This is a genomic window from Arthrobacter sp. YD4 (assembly GCF_030410515.1).
Lineage (GTDB): Bacteria > Actinomycetota > Actinomycetes > Actinomycetales > Micrococcaceae > Arthrobacter.
On record NZ_JAUHHD010000001.1, the window covers coordinates 458,682 to 475,594 of the forward strand.

The 16,913-nt window shown below is 70.5% G+C and carries 16 protein-coding genes; 3 read left to right on the forward strand and 13 right to left on the reverse strand.

Translation table 11 applies throughout. From position 1 onward, the window contains the following. The first annotated feature begins 54 nt into the window (after positions 1-54). Positions 55-921, forward strand: a complete 867-nt coding sequence (locus tag QWJ39_RS02115) for a DUF1206 domain-containing protein (protein ID WP_290256038.1) — start codon at positions 55-57, stop codon at positions 919-921. Between the two features lie 21 nt (positions 922-942). On the opposite strand, the gene QWJ39_RS02120 is transcribed toward QWJ39_RS02115, so the two are convergent. The 12 genes from QWJ39_RS02120 to QWJ39_RS02175 all read right to left on the reverse strand — a co-directional run bounded on the left by QWJ39_RS02120 (position 943) and on the right by QWJ39_RS02175 (position 14,501). Continuing rightward, positions 943-1,932: a DNA topoisomerase IB gene (locus tag QWJ39_RS02120; protein ID WP_290256039.1), complete on the reverse strand. Its 990-nt coding sequence runs from the start codon at positions 1,930-1,932 to the stop codon at positions 943-945. Between the two features lie 103 nt (positions 1,933-2,035). Next, positions 2,036-3,496: an FAD-dependent oxidoreductase gene (locus QWJ39_RS02125; protein ID WP_290256040.1), complete on the reverse strand. Its 1,461-nt coding sequence runs from the start codon at positions 3,494-3,496 to the stop codon at positions 2,036-2,038. Between the two features lie 44 nt (positions 3,497-3,540). Next, positions 3,541-4,809: a uroporphyrinogen-III C-methyltransferase gene (cobA, locus tag QWJ39_RS02130; RefSeq protein ID WP_290256041.1), complete on the reverse strand. Its 1,269-nt coding sequence runs from the start codon at positions 4,807-4,809 to the stop codon at positions 3,541-3,543. A gap of 121 nt (positions 4,810-4,930) precedes the next feature. Further along, positions 4,931-5,863, reverse strand: coding sequence for an ABC transporter permease (locus QWJ39_RS02135; RefSeq protein WP_290256042.1), 933 nt, complete (start codon positions 5,861-5,863; stop codon positions 4,931-4,933). After that, positions 5,853-6,578 (reverse strand): ABC transporter ATP-binding protein, encoded by a 726-nt coding sequence (locus QWJ39_RS02140; RefSeq protein WP_290256043.1) that lies wholly within the window; start codon positions 6,576-6,578, stop codon positions 5,853-5,855. The genes QWJ39_RS02135 and QWJ39_RS02140 overlap by 11 nt, the downstream gene beginning before the upstream one ends. Before the next feature lie 38 nt (positions 6,579-6,616). Next, entirely contained in the window at positions 6,617-7,783 is a 1,167-nt protein-coding gene (locus tag QWJ39_RS02145; protein ID WP_290256044.1) for an ABC transporter substrate-binding protein, read from the reverse strand. Between the two features lie 101 nt (positions 7,784-7,884). Continuing rightward, a complete protein-coding gene (locus QWJ39_RS02150; protein WP_290256045.1) occupies positions 7,885-8,634 on the reverse strand; it encodes a hypothetical protein in 750 nt (249 codons plus the stop codon). A 77-nt stretch (positions 8,635-8,711) separates the two neighbouring features. Further along, positions 8,712-10,142, reverse strand: a complete 1,431-nt coding sequence (locus QWJ39_RS02155; protein ID WP_290256046.1) for a GTP-binding protein — start codon at positions 10,140-10,142, stop codon at positions 8,712-8,714. Further along, on the reverse strand, positions 10,142-11,212 hold the full coding sequence (gene cysD, locus QWJ39_RS02160; protein ID WP_290256047.1) for a sulfate adenylyltransferase subunit CysD: 1,071 nt from the start codon (positions 11,210-11,212) through the stop codon (positions 10,142-10,144). The genes QWJ39_RS02155 and cysD overlap by 1 nt, the downstream gene beginning before the upstream one ends. Next, positions 11,209-11,931, reverse strand: a complete 723-nt coding sequence (locus tag QWJ39_RS02165) for a phosphoadenylyl-sulfate reductase (RefSeq protein WP_290256048.1) — start codon at positions 11,929-11,931, stop codon at positions 11,209-11,211. The genes cysD and QWJ39_RS02165 overlap by 4 nt, the downstream gene beginning before the upstream one ends. After that, positions 11,928-13,682: a nitrite/sulfite reductase gene (locus QWJ39_RS02170; RefSeq protein WP_290256049.1), complete on the reverse strand. Its 1,755-nt coding sequence runs from the start codon at positions 13,680-13,682 to the stop codon at positions 11,928-11,930. Before QWJ39_RS02170 ends, QWJ39_RS02165 begins: the two co-directional genes overlap by 4 nt. A gap of 87 nt (positions 13,683-13,769) precedes the next feature. After that, a complete protein-coding gene (locus QWJ39_RS02175) occupies positions 13,770-14,501 on the reverse strand; it encodes a CbiX/SirB N-terminal domain-containing protein (protein WP_290256050.1) in 732 nt (243 codons plus the stop codon). Between the two features lie 57 nt (positions 14,502-14,558). Here QWJ39_RS02175 and QWJ39_RS02180 point away from each other — a divergent pair, with 57 nt between their 5' ends. Beyond that, positions 14,559-15,230 carry a trimeric intracellular cation channel family protein gene (locus tag QWJ39_RS02180; protein ID WP_290256051.1) on the forward strand — a complete coding sequence of 224 codons (672 nt, stop codon included), beginning with the start codon at positions 14,559-14,561 and terminating at the stop codon, positions 15,228-15,230. Between the two features lie 14 nt (positions 15,231-15,244). Then, the gene (locus tag QWJ39_RS02185) at positions 15,245-15,673 is read left to right on the forward strand and encodes a hypothetical protein (RefSeq protein ID WP_290256052.1); all 429 of its coding nucleotides are present in this window, start codon (positions 15,245-15,247) and stop codon (positions 15,671-15,673) included. A 129-nt stretch (positions 15,674-15,802) separates the two neighbouring features. Here the strand turns inward: QWJ39_RS02185 and QWJ39_RS02190 are convergent, their stop codons facing one another. Further along, positions 15,803-16,624, reverse strand: a complete 822-nt coding sequence (locus QWJ39_RS02190; RefSeq protein WP_290256053.1) for a DUF559 domain-containing protein — start codon at positions 16,622-16,624, stop codon at positions 15,803-15,805. Positions 16,625-16,913 lie beyond the last annotated feature (289 nt).

Sequence of the window (16,913 nt, forward strand, 5' to 3'; positions counted from 1 at the left end):
GGCCACCGGGGCCGGCGTCCGGCGTGAACCCTCCCGGCGCGTAAACTCAGGGCCATGACACAGCGGGCGGACGGGGTGCGCGGCGGCGGCGCGGAGCCGGACGCCGACGGCGGACTCGAGGGAGCCGTCGACGCCGCGGAGGCGGCCTCCAACAGCCGGGCGCTCGACGTCGTGGCCCGCTGGGGATTCGCGGTGATGGCCCTGCTGCACATCGTCATCGGCGCGATCGCCGTCGCCCTGGTCCTGGGCGCGCCCGGCCAGGCCGAACCGACCGGCGCCATCGAGCAGCTTGCCGACAACCCGTGGGGGCCGGCGGTGATGTGGTCCGGGTTTATCGGCTGTGCGGGCCTCGCACTGTGGCAGCTCAGCGAGGCCACCCTGCGGGCACGGCACCTGCCGCGCGGGGAGCGCCTGGGCAAGCTGGTCTCCTCCGGGTTCCTGGCCGTGGCCTACGGCAGCGTGGGCTGGACCTTTGCGAATTTCGCGATCGGGGTCCGGAGTGACTCGGGTGATTCCACGGCCGCCTTCAGCGAGGACCTGATGAGCCGCCCGCTCGGCGGTCCGTTGCTGATCGGTCTGGGCCTGACCGTCGGCGGGATCGGCGTTTACTTCGTGGTCAAGGGACTGGGCAAGAAGTTCAAGGAGGAGCTGCGGCACTTCGAGGGCACCCACCGCGGCCACCTGATCAGCGGCCTGGGGGTGGCCGGGCACGTCGCGAAGGGCGTGGCCCTGATCCTCACCGGCCTGCTGTTCGTCATGGCCGAGGTCACCGATGACCCCGCCTCCTCCACCGGGCTGGACGGGAGCCTGAAGGCCCTCCAGCATCATCCGTTCGGCCCGTTCCTGCTGCTGGCCATCGGCGCCGGCTTCATCGCCTACGGCCTGTTCGCCCTGATCCGGGCCCGCTTCGGGCGGATGTAGCCCGGACCGGGCTGCCGGTCCTCAGCGCAGCGGCACCACGTTGCCCTCCTGGTAGAGCAGGGCGCGGATCTCCGACTCGGCCGAGTCCAGCCGCTTGGGGTCGATGGTCTCCCCCGCGGCGAAGTGGTCCAGCAGCCGCGGGTCGACGTAGCTCTTGCGGGCGATCGAGGGCGTGTTGCCGAGAACAGCGGAGGCGTCCACCATGGCCCGACTCACCGCCCGCTTCCGTGCCGAGACCTTGGGTTGCGGACCGCTCCTGGCCAGGCTCACGGCGGCCGCGACGGTGCCCCGGAGAGTCCGGAAGTCCTTGGCGGTGAAGTCCCCGCCGGTGCGCTCCTTGACGTAGTCATTGATTTCGGCGCTCGTCACGGGGTGCCAGCTGCGGCCGTTCTTGTAGGCGAGCAGGCGGGCGTTGCCGCCGCGGCGCTTGAGCGAGCGAACGACGGCGGCCAGGTCGGCGTCGTCGATGCGGGACTCCCAGGTCTTGCCGCTCTTGGCCGGGAAGGTCAGGCGCAGCTCGTCCTTGCGGACGGTGACGTGGGCGCAGAGCAGGGTGGCGAGGCCGTGGCTGCCGTTTTCGTTCGTGTAGCGCTCCGAGCCGACCCGCAGCGAACCGCTGTCGAGCATCCGGAAGGCAGCCGCGAGCACCCGCTCCCGGGTCAGGCCCTCGGACCGGAGGTCCAGGGTGACCCCGCGCCGCGCGGAGGGCAGCGTCTCCGCGAGCTGGAGCGACCGGTCGAACTTCACCCGGTCCTTCCGCTCCCGCCAGGTCGGGTGGTAGATGTACTGCCGGCGGCCGACGGCATCCACACCCGTAGCCTGGATGTGCCCGTTCTCGTACGGGGCGATCCAGACGTCCGTCCAGGCCGGCGGGATGCCGAGGCCTTCCAGCCGGTCCCGGAGCTCGCCTTGCGGAATGGTGGAACCGTCCAGGTCCTTGTAGCTGAACCCGGAGCCGGAGGGCACGCGCCGGTAGCCGCGGCCGGAGGCGTTGCTGCGGCGGAGCCTCATCGGAGCGGCCCGAGCGTCGAGTGTGCATTCATGACGGTAAGCCTACTGACTATCCGGCCCGAATGCCGCCACTTTCGACGCGTGGACTTCCCCGCGGTGTTCCCTAGACTTGCGCCGCCACCCCGCCGCGGGAAATCTCCACCATCTCGTCCCGGGGGACCACCTTGATGCGTTCGCGCCGGAGGCCCACGTCCGCAGCGCGGCCGCCCAGGTCCCGCTCGTGGGCATCCAGCGCCAGCCATCCCTCCCAGGTGGTGAAGCCGGTGCCGCGGCCTTCCAGCAGGGCAACGATGGCGTCCGGGGCGGGTGCCGGGGCGGCCGGCAGGGTTTCCCGGTCCTCGAGCAGGAGGGTAATGGTCTCGAGGGCGTCGCCCTTGGTGTGGCCGATCAGGCCCACCGGGCCGCGCTTGATCCAGCCGGTGGCGTAGAGGCCCGGCACGTGGGTGCCCGCGGCGTCCAGCACCCTGCCGCCGTCGTTCGGGATCACTCCCTTGCTGTGATCGAAGTCCACCTCGGGGAGGGCAGAGCCGAAGTAGCCGATGGCGCGGTAGACGGCCTGGACCGGGTAGTCGACGAACTCGCCGGTGCCGCGGGCGTTGCCCGTGCCGTCGAGTTCGGTCCGTTCGAATCGGACCCCGGCTACCCGGCCCGGCGACGACGCGTCGGCTGTTTTCTCTCCGAGCACTTCCACCGGGCTGTGCAGGAAGTGCAGGTGCAGCCGGCGGGACGCCGTGAGTTCGGAGAGGTCCTCGGGCTGCTCGGCGATCCAGTTCGTCAGCGTGCCCACCATGGTCTTGATCTGGTTGTTGGACTGGATTGCCTCGTCCGAGGCCTCATCGAACTCGAAGTCCTCCGCATACAGGACGATGTCCACGTCCTTCGAGTGGGAGAGTTCGCGCAGTTCCAGCGGGGTGAACTTCACCTGGGCGGGCCCGCGACGGCCGAAGACGTGCACGTCGGTGACCGGGGAGGCCTTGAGCCCGGCGTAGACGTTGTCCGGGATCTCGGTGACCAGGAGGTCGTCGGCGTGCTTGGACAGGATCCGGGCCACGTCCAGGGCCACGTTGCCGTTGCCGATCACCGCGATTTCCTTGGCCTCCAACGGCCACTCCCGTGGCACGTCCGGGTGACCGTCGTACCAGGACACGAAGTCGGCGCCGCCGAAGGAGCCCTCCAGGTCGATGCCGGGGATGTTCAGGTCCGCGTCCTTAATCGCACCGGTGGCGAAGATGACCGCGTCGTAGTGCGTGCGCAGGTCCGCGAGGGTGAGGTCCGTACCGAAGTCGACGTTGCCGAAGAAGCGGATGTCGCCGCGGTCCAGGACCTTGTGCAGGGCGTTGACGATCCCCTTGATCCGGGGGTGGTCCGGGGCCACGCCGTAGCGGATCAGGCCGTAGGGCGCCGGGTACCGGTCGAAGAGGTCGATGCTGACGGTGAGCGCGCCGCTGGTGACGGCCTCGCTCTTGGTCAGGATGTCCGCGGCGTAGACGCCGGCCGGACCGGCGCCGATCACGGCGACGCGGAGCGGACGGGCGGGGGTTCCTGCGGCGAGGGTTGCTGACACGGCTGTGTTCCTTTGGTTCGGGCGGTGGCTGGTTCCGGGCGTGCCTAGGGGGCGGGAACGCGCGGGGTGTTCGGGGTGGTGGTGCTGTAGTCCGCGGTCTTGAAGTGGGGCGGGGCGTAGGGGCTGACCCGGACGACGTCGCCGATGACCACGACGGCGGGGTTCGCCACCCCGGCGGCCTCCGCCTGGTCCGCGATGGTCCCTAGCGTCCCGATCGTGACCCGCTGGCTCGGCAGATAGCCGTTCTCCACGATGCCAACCGGCGTTGCTGCGGGCAAACCCGCCGCCGCAAGGGTGGCCGCGGAGTCGCGCAGCCGCCCGACACCCATGAGCAGGACGACGGTGTGGTCGGCCCGGGCCGGCACCTCGGCGAGTTCCTCGTGGCCGGTGACCACGCTGAAGCCCCTGGCCAGGCCCCGGTGGGTGACCGGGATGCCGGCGGCGGCGGGGACGGACACCGCAGAGGTCACTCCGGGGACCAGCTCGACATCCACGCCGTGCTGCCGGCAGTATTCGGCTTCCTCGCCGCCCCGGCCCAGGACGTACGGGTCGCCGCCCTTGAGCCGGACCACGCGGTGGCCGGCCAGTGCCTCGGACACGAGGATCCGGTTGATCTCGGCCTGCGGGACGGGGTGGTGGCCGGGGGTCTTGCCGACCTCCACCACGCGGACGTCGGGGGCGAGTTCGTCGAGCAGTTGCCGGGGCCCCAGCCGGTCGGTGACGACGACGTCGGCCTGGCCCAGGAGGCGCCGGCCGCGGACGGTGATCAGGCCGGGGTCGCCGGGGCCACCGCCCACCAGGGCGACGGAGCCGCTGGCTGCGTCCGTCTGAACGCGGTGGCGGCGCAGCGGCAGGTCGCCGGTCTCCAGGGCGGTGGCGACGGCGTCCCGCAGCGCCATGGCCCGGCGCGGGTCTCCTCCGGCGTTGATGGCGATCTTGACGTCGTCCACGACGGCGACGGCGGGCGTCCAGGCGGCGGACGCCTCGTGGTCCGAGGCGTTGACGCACCAGGTCCGCTGCGCCTCGGCGTCGGCGGCGACCTGTGCGTCGACGGCCGGGTCGCCGGTGGCGGTCTGGATGAACCACGCGCCGTCGGCGTCGCCGGGGCGGTAGGGGCGGGCCTTCCAGGCCAGGAGGCCAGAGTCGGCCAGCTCCCGCACCCCGGTCCCGGCCTCGGGGGCGACGAGCGTGACCCGGGCGCCGGCGTCCAGCAGGCCCTTGGCGCGGCGGGCGGCGACGGGGCCTCCGCCCACCACGAGTACCGGGCGGCCGAGCAGGCGCAGTGCCGCGGGATAGATGTCCTGGATGGTCATGCGTCGAGGGTAGGGCGGGGCCGGGCGGGCCGACCAGCGGCCGGGAAACACCGGTTCATGCGAGGTCACGGGGCGTCATCTGGGCTGTCATCTCTGGTCCGTCATCTCTGGGCTGGCGGAGTCAGCGGGTACTGCCGGCCAGGAGCCCCCGGCGGCGGAGCAGGTGCTTCTCCACCGGGGCGAAGACCAGCAGTTCCACCAGGATGCCGATGGCGAGGATGAGCAGGATCGCGGCGAGGACCACCGTCATGTCCGCGAGATCGCGGCCCTGGTTGAGCAGGGAGCCCAGGCCGAAGCCCATGCTGCCGCCCACGGTGATGATTTCGGCGGCCATCAGCGAGCGCCAGGAGAAGGCCCAGCCCTGTTTGAGCCCGCCCAGATAGCCGGGGAGGGCGGCGGGCAGGATGATCCGGAGGGTCAGGTCCAGCCGGGAGGCGCCAAGGACGGTGCCGACGCGGCGGTACTGCGGCGGGATCTGGTCGACGCCGGAAATCAGGCCGTTGATGATCGACGGGATGGCGCCCATGAGGACCACGAAGTACACGGTGGCGTCGCTGAGGCCGAACCAGATGATGGCCGCCGGCACCCATGCCACCGAGGGCAGGACCTGCAGTCCGGAGATCAGCGGACCGAAGGCGCGCCGGAGCGGGGTCACCTGGGCGAGCAGCAGGCCCAGCGGCGTCGCGATGAGCACGCTGATGACGAACCCTGCGGCGCCACGCTGCAGGGAGGTGGCCACGGCCTGTTGCAGGGTGGCCTCGCCCCAGAGGGCACCAAGCTGCCCGGCGACGTCGAGCGGACCGGGGACCAGGTCGCGGCGTTTGATGCCGAGCCAGATGTAGGCCTGCCAGGCCAGGAGGAGCACGGCGAGCGCGGCCATCGGCAGCAGCACCCGTGACCAGTCGATGCGGGCGGTCCGGGCAGCGGCGGACTGCAGCGAGTCCAGGCCGGCCTCCAACTGTCGGAGGTCCTCGACGCCGGGACGGACAGTCTCCTCCTGGGCGGCGGAAGGGAGGGTGGCAGCTTCGGGGGCGGCGGTGTGGCTAGTGGGCATGGCGGCGGATCTCCTCGCGTAGCCGGGCGGTGATGGCGCTGGTGAGCTGTCCGGCCAGTCCGGGGTTGGTGCGGTGTTCCGCGGTGACCTGCCACTCCTGGACCACCCGGCCCGGGCGGGAGGAGAGCAGCAGGACCCGCTGGCCCAGCCGCACCGCCTCGCCGACGTTGTGGGTGACGAAGATGATGGTCCGGCCGGTTTCGTGCCAGACGCGTTCCAGTTCGTCGTGCAGCAGGTCCCGGGTGATGGCGTCGAGTGCGGCAAAGGGTTCGTCCATCAGCAGCAACGGCCGGTCCTGGGCCAGCGCCCGGGCCAGGGCCACCCGTTGGCGCATGCCGCCGGAGAGCTCGTGCGGGCGTTTGCCGCCCGCGCCGGAGAGATGCACCAGGTCCAGCAGTTCCCCGGCCGTCCGGCGGCGTTCCGCTTTCCCCACGCCGCGGAGCGTGAGGGCCAGTTCGACGTTTTCCCGGGCGGTGAGCCAGGGAAACAGGGCCGCGTCCTGGAACATGAACGCCGCCCCGTCGCTGGGCACCTCGAGGGCGCCGGCGGTGGGGGCTTCCAGCCCGGCGATGACGTTCAGCAGGGTGGATTTCCCGCAGCCCGAGGCTCCCAGCAGCGCCACGAACTCACCGGCGCCGATGCTGGCGTTCACGCCTTCCAGGACGGGCGCGCCGTCGTCGAAAGTCTTTCCGAGGTTTTCCAGCAGTACCGGCATAAGGAGGTCTCCCTTGGTTGCGGTGGGGGCCGGGGCGGTCAGTCCTTGCCCAGGCCCCGGGCGGACACGTGGGTGGTGGAGACGGCGTTGAGCGCCGTCAGGTCGAAGATGCCGGTGATGTCCGCGGGTTTGGTGATGCCCGCGTCCGCCCCGTCCTGCAGCAGCTTCGGGTAGGTGCCGGCGAGCGGGTCGACGGTGAAGACGATGTTCCGCAGGGAGCGGTCCACGACGTCGGCGGGCAGCTCGGCACCGCCGGCGTCCTTGAGCGCGGCGTTCAGGGCACCGGCCTTCTCCTCGGCGGGGGCGTGCTGCAGCCAGTCCACGGCCTGGACGTGGCCCTTGAGCAGGGCCTTGACCGTGTCCGGGTGGGCCGCGGCGTAGGCCTTGTTGACGATCAGCACGGTGGTGGGGAACTGTCCCGGGGCGCCGGACAGCGAGCCATCCCAAAGATCCTTCTCGTCCACCAGGACCTTGGCGCCGGCCTGCAGCACCAGTCGGGACGCCCAGGGTTCGGGCAGCCAGGCGCCGTCGAGCTTTCCGGCCTGGAACAGCTTCAGGGTCTGGGCGTTCTCGGTGGGGTTGATGGTGACGTCGCCGCCGCCGTCGGGGCTGACGTGGAAGCCTTGTTTGCCGAGCCAGGCCCGGAGCGCCACGTCCTGGGTGCCGCCCAGCTGCGGGGTGGCGAGCGTCTTTCCGCGCAGCTGGTCCGGGGAGCTGATGTCCGGCCGTACCACCAGTTGGGCGCCACCGGAGGCGGCACCGGCGACGATGCTGATGGATTCGCCCTTGCTCTTGACGAAGGAGTTGATCGCCGGGCTGGGGCCAATGTAGGTGGCGTCGATGGCGCCGGCATTGAGGGCCTCGATGGCGGCGGGGCCGGCGTTGAAGACCTGGGTGCTGAGCCTGGTCTGGCCGAGGCTTGCGGCGATGAAGCCCTTGCTGACGCCGATCAGGGCGGCCCCGTGGGTGACGTTGCCGAAGTAGCCGAGTTTGAGTTCGGCCGCGGGGGTGCCGCCGACCGTGCCGGCGTCCGGGGCCGGGCCGCGGCTGACGGTGGAGGCGACGGCGGCCCCGGCACCGATCAGGAGTGCGAGCCCGACGGCGAGGCCCACCTCGAGGCCGCGGCGGCGCCTGGTCTTTTGGTGCCGGGAGGGGCCCGGTTCACCGGCAACGATCCGGGTGGTCCCGGGCTGTGAGCTTGTCATGGCTTCACCCTAGGGAGCCGTCCGAACCGGGTTCAATGGTCCGGAAACCGGGGGTCACGGGGGTTCACGCGGCGTCACACTGGGGTCGCAACGGGCAGATGTCAGTCCTCGGGGCGCGTAGGGAAGCTCGGTGAATAGCGGGTCCAGAGGCCGAAGTAGCGGCGGCCGCTGCGGACCAGGGCGACGGCGAGGTACGCGACGGCGGCGAGCGCGCCGAGCCCGACGGTGACCGGCGCCGGGGCGGTCAGGGTTCCGGCGACGGCGGCGGTCAGGAGGCCCGCGAGCGCGGCGTTGACGGCGGCGATGAAGACCATGCTGCTGCCCAGGAACTGGCTGGCGTGCCTCCGGTTGCGGAAGAAGAAATAGGTCTGCTCGGAGCCGGGCCGGTCGTCGTGCGGGGAGGACATCAGGTACGGCGCCAGTCCGGGGTCCAGGCCGAGGTACCCGGCCCGGATCCGGTTCATGGCGATCACGTACATCAGGTCCTCGATGCCGACGTTCATGACGCGGACCTGGGTGAGGACTCCCACCAGCGTTACGAAGCCAAGGACCGAGAGCTCGAACACCGGGAACAGCCCGGTGAACCCCGTCGCCTGGCCCACCAGGGCCAGGCTGAGCAGCCCGGCGGAGGTCAGCGTGAGGAACATGCTGATCCGGGTCAGCACCTCGCTCTGGGTGGTGCTTCGGGAGGCCAGCAGGCTCCAGTGTTCGGTGGCGAGCAGTTGCGCCCGCACCGCGGGCGGCGGCCCGGCGGGTTCAACGGCGTGGCCGGGTTCGGGTCCAGGGCCGCGCTCGGGCGCAGGGCCGGGGTCCGGCGCTGGGGCCGGGGTGGGAGCCGTGTTCTCCGGCATGGCGCCTATTGTCCTCCGCCGGTTTGGCGGCGGCTAGGGTCGTTGGGCGCCGCCTCCGCCGAAGCTCAGATCGCGGCTCAGATGCTGTAGCGCTCGTCCTCGTGGTCGCCAGGGTGGTCCCGGACCAGTCCCGCGGCGAGGGTGTTGCCGTCCCGAGGGTCGATCACCAGGAACGCACCGGTCCGCCGGTGGTGCTGGTAGTTCTCCAGCGGCAAGGCGGCGGCAAGCCGGAGCTGGGCGTGGCCGATGTCGTTGAGTTCCAGCGTGGAGGCCGGTTCCACCCGGAAGCTGCCGAGGTCCAGCCTGCCGGTAACGTTCCGGACCAGGGCCTGGACCGTGCGGGTGCCGTGTTTGACCAGCACCTTGGCGCCCTCGCGGAGGGGCTTAGGCGAGAGCCAGCAGAGCGAGGCGTAGAGGTCGGCGGTGGACTTGGATATCGTTCCGGCGGCCGCGATCGTGTCGCCGCGGGCGACGTCGAACTCGTCCGCCAGCCGCAGCGCCACCGACTGCGGCGCCACAGCCTCCGTGAGCTGCCGGCCGGCGAAGTCGATTCCGGTCACCGTGGTGTTCCGCGGCGCCTGCCCGGGCGTCAGGACGCTGACCGGGTCGCCGAGCTTGACCGCGCCCTCGGTGATCTGGCCGGCGTAGGCCCGGTAGTCGCGGTACGCGCCGGGGTTGAGGCCGCGGGCGAGCGAGTCGGGGGCCAGCGCCCCCTGCGGCCGAACTACCAGCTGGACCGGGAAGCGGAAGCTTTCCAGGTGGGTTTCGATCTCATCGGCGGCCGGGAGGGTCTCAAGGATCTCCAGCAGCGCCGGTCCGCGGTACCAGGGGGTGCGCGTGGACCGGTCGACGACGTTGTCGCCGTCGAGCGCGGACACCGGCACCACCAGCAGTCCGGAACCGTCCCCGTCCCCCAGCCCCAGTTCGCGGCCCATGTGCTGCACCTCGTCCTCGATGGCGCGGAAGACGTCCTCACTGAATTCCACCAGGTCGATCTTGTTCACCGCTACGATCACGTGCGGCACCCGCAGCAGGTGCAGCACGGACAGGTGCCGTCGGGTCTGTTCCAGGACGCCCTTGCGGGCATCGATGAGGACCACGACGGCGTCGGCGGTGGAGGCTCCGGTCACCGTGTTCCGGGTGTACTGCACGTGCCCGGGGCAGTCGGCGAGGATGAAGCTGCGCCGGTCGGTGGCGAAGTAGCGGTAGGCGACGTCGATGGTGATGCCCTGTTCCCGCTCGGCGCGCAGCCCGTCGGTCAGCAGGGCGAGGTCGATCCGTTGCCCTCCGGACTCCCCGTCCGCCGCGCCGAAGCCGCGGTCCGCGGAGGTGCGGGCGACGGCGTCGAGCTGGTCGGCGAGGATGGCTTTCGAATCGTGCAGGAGCCGGCCCACCAGGGTGGACTTGCCGTCGTCGACCGAGCCGGCGGTGGCGAAACGGAACAGCGAGGCGGAGGCGAGACCCAGGTCTGCGGCGGCGGCATCCTGGGTGGCGGGAATGGTGCTCATTAGAAATAGCCGTCCTTCTTGCGGTCTTCCATGGCGGCCTCGGAGATGCGGTCATCGGCCCGGGTGGCGCCACGTTCGGTGATGGTGGAGGCGGCAACTTCAATCACGACGTCGCGCACGGTGGCGGCGTCGGATTCGACGGCGCCGGTGCAGGACATGTCCCCGACGGTGCGGTAGCGGACCGTCTTGGTGAGGACCTGCTCGTCGGTGCGGGGTTGCGAGACCTCCCCGACGGCGCGCCACATGCCGTCGCGGGCGAAGACCTCCCGCTCGTGGGCGTAGTAGAGCCCCGGCAGGTCGATGTTCTCGCGTTCGATGTAGCGCCAGACGTCCGATTCGGTCCAGTTGCTGATCGGGAAGGCCCGGACATGTTGACCCACGGTGTGCCGGCCGTTGTATAGGTTCCAGAGTTCCGGGCGCTGGTTGCGCGGGTCCCACTGGCCGAACTCGTCGCGCAGGCTGAGGATGCGTTCCTTGGCCCGGGCCTTGTCCTCGTCCCGGCGGCCGCCACCGAAGACGGCGTCGAACCGGTTGCTGCTGATCGCGTCCAGCAGCGGGACGGTCTGCAGCGGGTTGCGGGTGCCGTCCGCGCGCTCGGCCAGCTCGCCGGAATCGATGAACTCCTGCACGGAACCCACCACGAGCCTGAGCCCCAGCCGCTCCACGGTCCGGTCCCGGAACTCGATCACCTCCGGGAAGTTGTGCCCGGTATCCACATGCAGGACCGGGAAAGGCACCTTGCCAGGCCAGAACGCCTTGGTGGCCAGGTGCAGCATCACCACAGAATCCTTGCCGCCGGAAAACAGCAGCGCGGGCCGCTCAAACTCGGCAACGACCTCCCGGATGATGTGGATCGCCTCGGATTCGAGCGTGTCCAGGGATGAAAGACGTGCCGGGGCCGCGACGCCGATTGCCGCCCCCGCCCCTGCGCCGCGCGGCTGATCTTCGATCAGCCCAGCGCGCGGCTCCGACAGGCCCGATGCCACTCCCGGGGCGGCAATCGGCGTCCCAGCCGTGCCGTGGACCAGCCCGGCCAGCTGCAGTTCTTCGTTGGTGGTCTTGATGCTCATACGTGTAGTCCGCATTCTGTTTTGTCGGTTCCGGCCCAGCGGCCGGCGCGGGGGTCCTCGCCGGGGGCGACCTGGCGGGTGCAGGGCTGGCAGCCGATGGACGGGTAGCCCTGTGAAAGGAGCGGGTTGACGGGCAGGAAGTTGTCGTCGGAGTAGGCCACCAGTTGGTCGAAGGTCCAGGCCGCCACCGGGTTGACCTTGACCAGTCCGTTGACTTCGTCCCAGGTCACCAGCGGTGTGTTGGTGCGGGTGGGGGCCTCGTCGCGGCGGACGCCGGTGAACCAGAGTTCGTAGCCTGCCAGGGTGCGGCGCAGCGGGGCGACCTTGCGCAGCGCGCAGCAATGGGCGGCGTCGCGGGCGAAGAGGTCCTTGCCCAGCAGCCGGTCCTGCTGCTCCACGGTGGTCTCGGGCAACACGTCCACGACGGTGACGCGCAGGTTCGCGGCCACCTCGTCGCGCGTGGCGTAGGTTTCCGGGAAGTGATAACCGGTGTCCAGGAAGAGCACGTCGACGCCGGGGATCCGTTCCGCGACGAGCGCGGGCAGGACGGCGTCGGCCATGGAGCAGGCGACGGCGACGGCGGGCCGTTCGAAGGTGCGCGCCACCCAGCCGATCACGTCACCGGCCGGGGCGTCCCAGCCGAGTTCGGCGGCCCCGGCCGCGGCGAGGGCCTTGAGCTCCTCGCGGCGGCGGAGGGCAACAGGGGCGCTGGAGCTCACTGTAGGTCCCCTTCGTCGGCGGCGAAGGCCCATTCGGCGAAGCTCTGGCCGTCGGTACGGGTGTCGGCGAATTTTCGCACCACCCGCTCCACGTAGTCGGGCAGTTCGTCGGCGGTGACCTTGAGGCCCCTGACGGTGCGGCCCAGGCCCGCCTCCTCCCGGTCGGTGGAGGCGAGTCCGCCGCCCAGGTGGACCTGGAAGCCGGGCGTCGGGTCGCCGTCGGGCGTGGGAAGCATCATGCCCTTTAGGCCGATGTCCGCCGTCTGGATGCGGGCGCAGGAATTGGGGCAGCCGTTGATGTGCAGGGACAGCGACTCCGGCAGCTTCCCGGCGTCGACGAGGTCGGCGAGGCGTCGCTCCAGTTCGGCCACCGCCGTCGCCGCCGTCGCCTTTGTTTCGACGATCGCGAGCTTGCAGAATTCGATCCCGGTGCAGGCGATGGTGCCCCGGCGGAACACGGACGGGCGGGCGGAAAGGCCCAGCGCGTCGAGCTCAGCCACGAGCGGTTCCACCTGGCCGCCGGGGACGTCCAGGACCACGAGCTTCTGATGCGGGGTGGTCCGCAGCCGCCGCGAACCGTGGGATTCGAGGGTGTCGGCGAGGGCCACGAGCTGGCTACCGGAGAGGCGGCCGGCCACCGGGGTGGCGCCGATGAAGAACCTGCCGTCCTTTTGTTCGTGGACGCCGATGTGGTCGCCGGGGGTTGCCGGCTTGGGCGCGGCCGGGCCGTCGCTGAGCGTATAGCCGAGGTATTCGTCCTCGAGGACTCGGCGGAACTTCTCCGGACCCCAATCGGCCAGCAGGAACTTCAGCCGGGCCTTGGTGCGCATGCGCCGGTAGCCGTAGTCGCGGAAGATGCTGGTGACTCCGAGCCAGACGTCGGCGGCCTGGTCCGGGCGGACGAAGGCGCCGAGGCGCTTGCCGAGCATCGGGTTAGTGGAGAGCGCGCCGCCCACCCAGAGGTCGTAGCCGGCGCCGAGTTCGGGGTGGACCAGGCCCACCAGGGCGACGTCGTTGATCTCGTGGACCACGTCCTGGCTGGGGTGGCCGGTGATGGCCGTCTTGAACTTGCGCGGCAGGTTGGCCAGTTCCGGGTCGCCGATGAAGCGCTCGGCGAGCTCCCGGATCAGCGGGGACGGGTCGATGACCTCGTCCTTGGCGATCCCGGCCACCGGGGAGCCCAGGATCACGCGGGGCACGTCGCCGCAGGCCTCCGTGGTGGACAGCCCCACCGCCTCGAGGCGGCGCCAGATCTCGGGGACGTCCTCGACCCGGATCCAGTGCAGCTGGATGTTCTGCCGGTCCGTGAGGTCGGCCGAGTCCCGGGCGAAGTCCACGGAGATGCCGCCGATGACGCGCAGCTGCTCGGTGGTGAGGGCGCCCCCGTCGATCCTGACCCGGAGCATGAAGAACTTGTCCTCGAGCTCGTGCGGCTCCAGGGTGGCGGTCTTGCCGCCGTCGATCCCGGGCTTGCGCTGCGTGTAGAGACCCCACCAGCGGAACCGGCCATGCAGGTCGGTGCCGTCGATCGAGTCGAAACCGTGCTTGGCGTAGACCGTTTCGATCCGCTCCCGCACGTTCAGGCCGTTGTCTTCCTGTTTCCAGGTTTCGTTGGCGTTCAGCGGCGCGGTGCCGTCCACCTTCCACTGCCCGTGGGGCTTGGCGGCGGGCCGGCCGGGCCTGGCGGCGCGGGCCGCACGGCCGCCGGCGGTCTGGTCCTGGGACGCTCCGGCTAGAGCTGTATCAGTCATGGCTCGACTGTAGGGGCGGCCCGAATCGGCCGACAACGGGTCAGAAACGCGGGGTCACCGTGGGCAACAATTCGTCATACGCGGACCTTAGGACGCGGACACCGCGGCGTCGTAGCGGTCCAGGGCGATCCGGGCCAGGTCCGGGGAGGGCAGCAGCGGCGCGGTGACCAGGTCCGCCCCGGCCTTGGCGAGCTGGTTGTGGAAGAACCCGGGCGCCAGCAGGTAGGACGCGATCACCACCCGGCCACCGAGGTCGACGGCGCCGGCTGACGCCCCGGCCCCCGCTCCCCCGGCCGCCTCCTCGCGCAGCATTGCGACGGCTTCGGGAACCGACGGTTTCGCGGAGGCCCCGTAGGCGGCGACGATCCGGTTCGAGCGGAGGGCCCGGAGCTGACCCACCAGTTCTTCGACGTTGTCCGCGGCGGTGGGGTCCGAGGAGCCCGCCGCGGCGACAATCACGGCGTCGTTGTCCGTCACCCCCGCCTCCCGCAGCCGCCGGTCAAGCAGGGCGGCGAGGCGGGGATCCGGCCCCAGCGGCGCCGCTGCGGCCGTGCCGGGGCGGCTGCCCACGGCGCGGGCGATGTCCACCTTGACGTGGTAGCCGATGCTCAGCAGCAGCGGCACCACGACGGCGCTCCGCCCGGCGGGGAGCCCCGCGACGACGTCGGGCAGGGCGGGCTCCTGGACGTCGACGTAGGCCTCCAGGACCTCCAGTCCGGGGCGCAGGGCGGCGATGGCGGCGCGCAGGGCATTGACTTCGGCGGCGCCGTCGGGGTTGGCGGTCCCGTGGGCGCAGGCGATCAGGAGGGGGCTATCCATAGCCGTTAGCGTAACCTTGGAGCCGCCCCTCCGCCCCGCCGAAAAACCAGGACCGCCATGACCTTTTCCTTCAGCCTCGTCCTGGTGTGGTTGGACTTGGCCGGTGTCTTCTTCTTCGCGGTGTCCGGATCGCTGCTGGCGGCGCGGAAGGAATTCGACATTGTCGGCTCCCTGCTGCTGGCCTCGGTGGTGAGCCTGGGCGGCGGCGTCATCCGGGACATCATCATCAACAATGGCTCCCCGGCGGCGTTCACCAACCCCGCCTACCTCGCTCCCCCGCTGCTGGCGACCGTGCTGGTGTATTTCCTCTACTCAAGCGTCCAGCGGTTCACCTCCCTGCTGGTGCTCTTCGACGCCGGCGGCCTGGCCCTGTTTTGCATTACGGGCAGCCTGAAGGCCCTCGCCGCGGGGATGCACCCGGTGGCCGCGGTGCTGCTGGGCGTGACGACGGCGGTGGGCGGCGGCCTGCTGCGCGACATCACCGCCAACGAGGTGCCGCAGCTCTTCGACCCGGGCGACCTGTACGCCCTGCCCGCGTTCGCCGGCGCCGGACTGACGGTGGCGCTGTCCGTGACGGGCTCCTTCAACCCGGTCACCGGGCCGGTGGTGGCGGCCCTGGTTTTCGCGTTCCGGGTCACCGCGTGGCGGCGTCGCTGGCGGGTTCCGCTGGCCGTGCGCGGCTGGCACCGGCTGGGCCTGGGCCGGGCGGGGAGAGGGCCCTCGGATTAGCTAGGATATGAAGCATGACTGACATGTTCCTCGAGAAGTTCCGCGCGCTTGTTCCGAAATATCTCGAAGACGAATGGCAGGAAGCGGACGGCCTGTCCGAGCAGGAGCTGGACGAGGCACTGGCCGAGCACCAGTTCACCATCCCGCTGGTTCTCCGCGAGTTTTACCTGGCCCTCGGCGGCTGCGAGGACCTGATGGAGGCGTACCACTATTTCTGGGATCCCGAGGAACTCGAAGTCGACGACGAGGGCTTCCTGATGTTCCTCGAGGACGAGGAAGAGCAGTTCACCTGGGGCTTCCGCGTGGGCGACCTCAGCGTCCCGGATCCCATCGTGTACCGCCGCAACAACGCCCGCGGACAGTGGAAGAGCGAAGAGGGAACCTTCTCCGAGTTCGTCTTCGACATGTTCGAGTGGGCCTTCAACGACGACGACGAGGACTAGCCTCCCGCCGTCGGCGCTCCTACGGGGGCGCATTGGCTGCCAAACCTCCCCACCTTTGGCAGCCCCCGCCGGAGTGTCGCACCGCCAGGCCGGTGTTGACGGCCAACTTCGGTCCAAACCCGGGGAATCTCAGCGGATGACGCGGCCGCGGAGCACCTGCCAGACCTCAGCGACCACCCGTTCTGGGTAGTAGACGACGTCCTGGTAGCCGTACCGGAGCACGACATAGCCGGACAGGCTGCTGGCATTATTGCGACGCCGGTCCTTGACCACCTGCCGGGGTTCCAGGTGGGTCTTGCCATCGATTTCTATGATCAGGAAGCCTTCCAGCAGGAAGTCGACGATCCCGATGCCCGGCAGGGCCACCTGCGTCTGCGTGAAGATTCCCTCGGCGCGAAACAGGAGCCGGGCCACGACTTCGACGGCGGAGTCCGCCGTTCCGTCTACCAGCTCCAGTACGGCACGGGCCACACCGTTGCGGTTGCCCGGCAGGCGTTGGCGAAGGTAGTCCGGGGTGGTCCGTCCCTGTCGCAGCGCACTTTCGACTATCACCGCGGCCTCGATCGGGGGACGGCAGCGCAGGGCATGCAGCAGGCAGTCGGTCACCCCGGCCAGCGGCAGCGGGAACTCCGCCGGAACAACGCTCCCCCGATGAATCACCACCCCGGTAGCCGAACCGTGCCGGCACAGCAGATGCGGCCGGTCGGGCTCGTGCAGCCGCCACAGGCCGAGATGACCGGCCGCGGAGACGCAAGACAGCAGCCCATTGGCCATCACGGCGGCGGTTAGGTCGGGCGCGGCACCTGGGAGGGCCAGGACGCCGTGTCGCAGCCGGAGGACGTCCCCGGCAGCGACGGCGTTGCGGATAGCCCGCTCCGTGCACCCGCCGCGAAGCAGCGTCTGCGGCCTGGCCACGGAGCCGGCATACCTCAGGTAACCCACGACGTCCATGGCCACAGCAGACCGGACGGCAGGCGGACGTCGTAAGCCTCCGCATCCCCTATGTGGAAAAGACCGGGTTGGAGATGGCTCGTCCTCGGCTGCGGATTTTCCCCGCCTTTGCGGACCGACGACGGCGGGTCGCCGCGGCTCGCTGGGCATCCGGCGCCGGGGTCGGTGAAAAGTGGGGAAACTCCGCCGGAGAGCCCGCCCGAAGAACCGTGACAGCAAATTTACAGAAACCCTAGACAGCTTGACAGAGTTGTCATACGCTTAGTCATGGGTTCACTAAATGCCTCCG

Excerpts from the sequence above, each read along its gene's own strand:
- QWJ39_RS02185 (WP_290256052.1), top strand. The coding sequence starts at position 15,245 with ATGACTGACATGTTCCTCGAGAAGTTCCGCGCGCTTGTTCCGAAATAT.
- QWJ39_RS02135 (WP_290256042.1), bottom strand. The coding sequence starts at position 5,863 with ATGCCCACTAGCCACACCGCCGCCCCCGAAGCTGCCACCCTCCCTTCC.
- QWJ39_RS02155 (WP_290256046.1), bottom strand. The coding sequence starts at position 10,142 with ATGAGCACCATTCCCGCCACCCAGGATGCCGCCGCCGCAGACCTGGGT.
- QWJ39_RS02140 (WP_290256043.1), bottom strand. The coding sequence starts at position 6,578 with ATGCCGGTACTGCTGGAAAACCTCGGAAAGACTTTCGACGACGGCGCG.
- cysD (WP_290256047.1), bottom strand. The coding sequence starts at position 11,212 with ATGAGCATCAAGACCACCAACGAAGAACTGCAGCTGGCCGGGCTGGTC.
- QWJ39_RS02170 (WP_290256049.1), bottom strand. The coding sequence starts at position 13,682 with ATGACTGATACAGCTCTAGCCGGAGCGTCCCAGGACCAGACCGCCGGC.
- cobA (WP_290256041.1), bottom strand. The coding sequence starts at position 4,809 with ATGACCATCCAGGACATCTATCCCGCGGCACTGCGCCTGCTCGGCCGC.
- QWJ39_RS02150 (WP_290256045.1), bottom strand. The coding sequence starts at position 8,634 with ATGCCGGAGAACACGGCTCCCACCCCGGCCCCAGCGCCGGACCCCGGC.
- QWJ39_RS02190 (WP_290256053.1), bottom strand. The coding sequence starts at position 16,624 with ATGGACGTCGTGGGTTACCTGAGGTATGCCGGCTCCGTGGCCAGGCCG.
- QWJ39_RS02115 (WP_290256038.1), top strand. The coding sequence starts at position 55 with ATGACACAGCGGGCGGACGGGGTGCGCGGCGGCGGCGCGGAGCCGGAC.
- QWJ39_RS02175 (WP_290256050.1), bottom strand. The coding sequence starts at position 14,501 with ATGGATAGCCCCCTCCTGATCGCCTGCGCCCACGGGACCGCCAACCCC.
- QWJ39_RS02120 (WP_290256039.1), bottom strand. The coding sequence starts at position 1,932 with ATGAGGCTCCGCCGCAGCAACGCCTCCGGCCGCGGCTACCGGCGCGTG.
- QWJ39_RS02145 (WP_290256044.1), bottom strand. The coding sequence starts at position 7,783 with ATGACAAGCTCACAGCCCGGGACCACCCGGATCGTTGCCGGTGAACCG.
- QWJ39_RS02180 (WP_290256051.1), top strand. The coding sequence starts at position 14,559 with ATGACCTTTTCCTTCAGCCTCGTCCTGGTGTGGTTGGACTTGGCCGGT.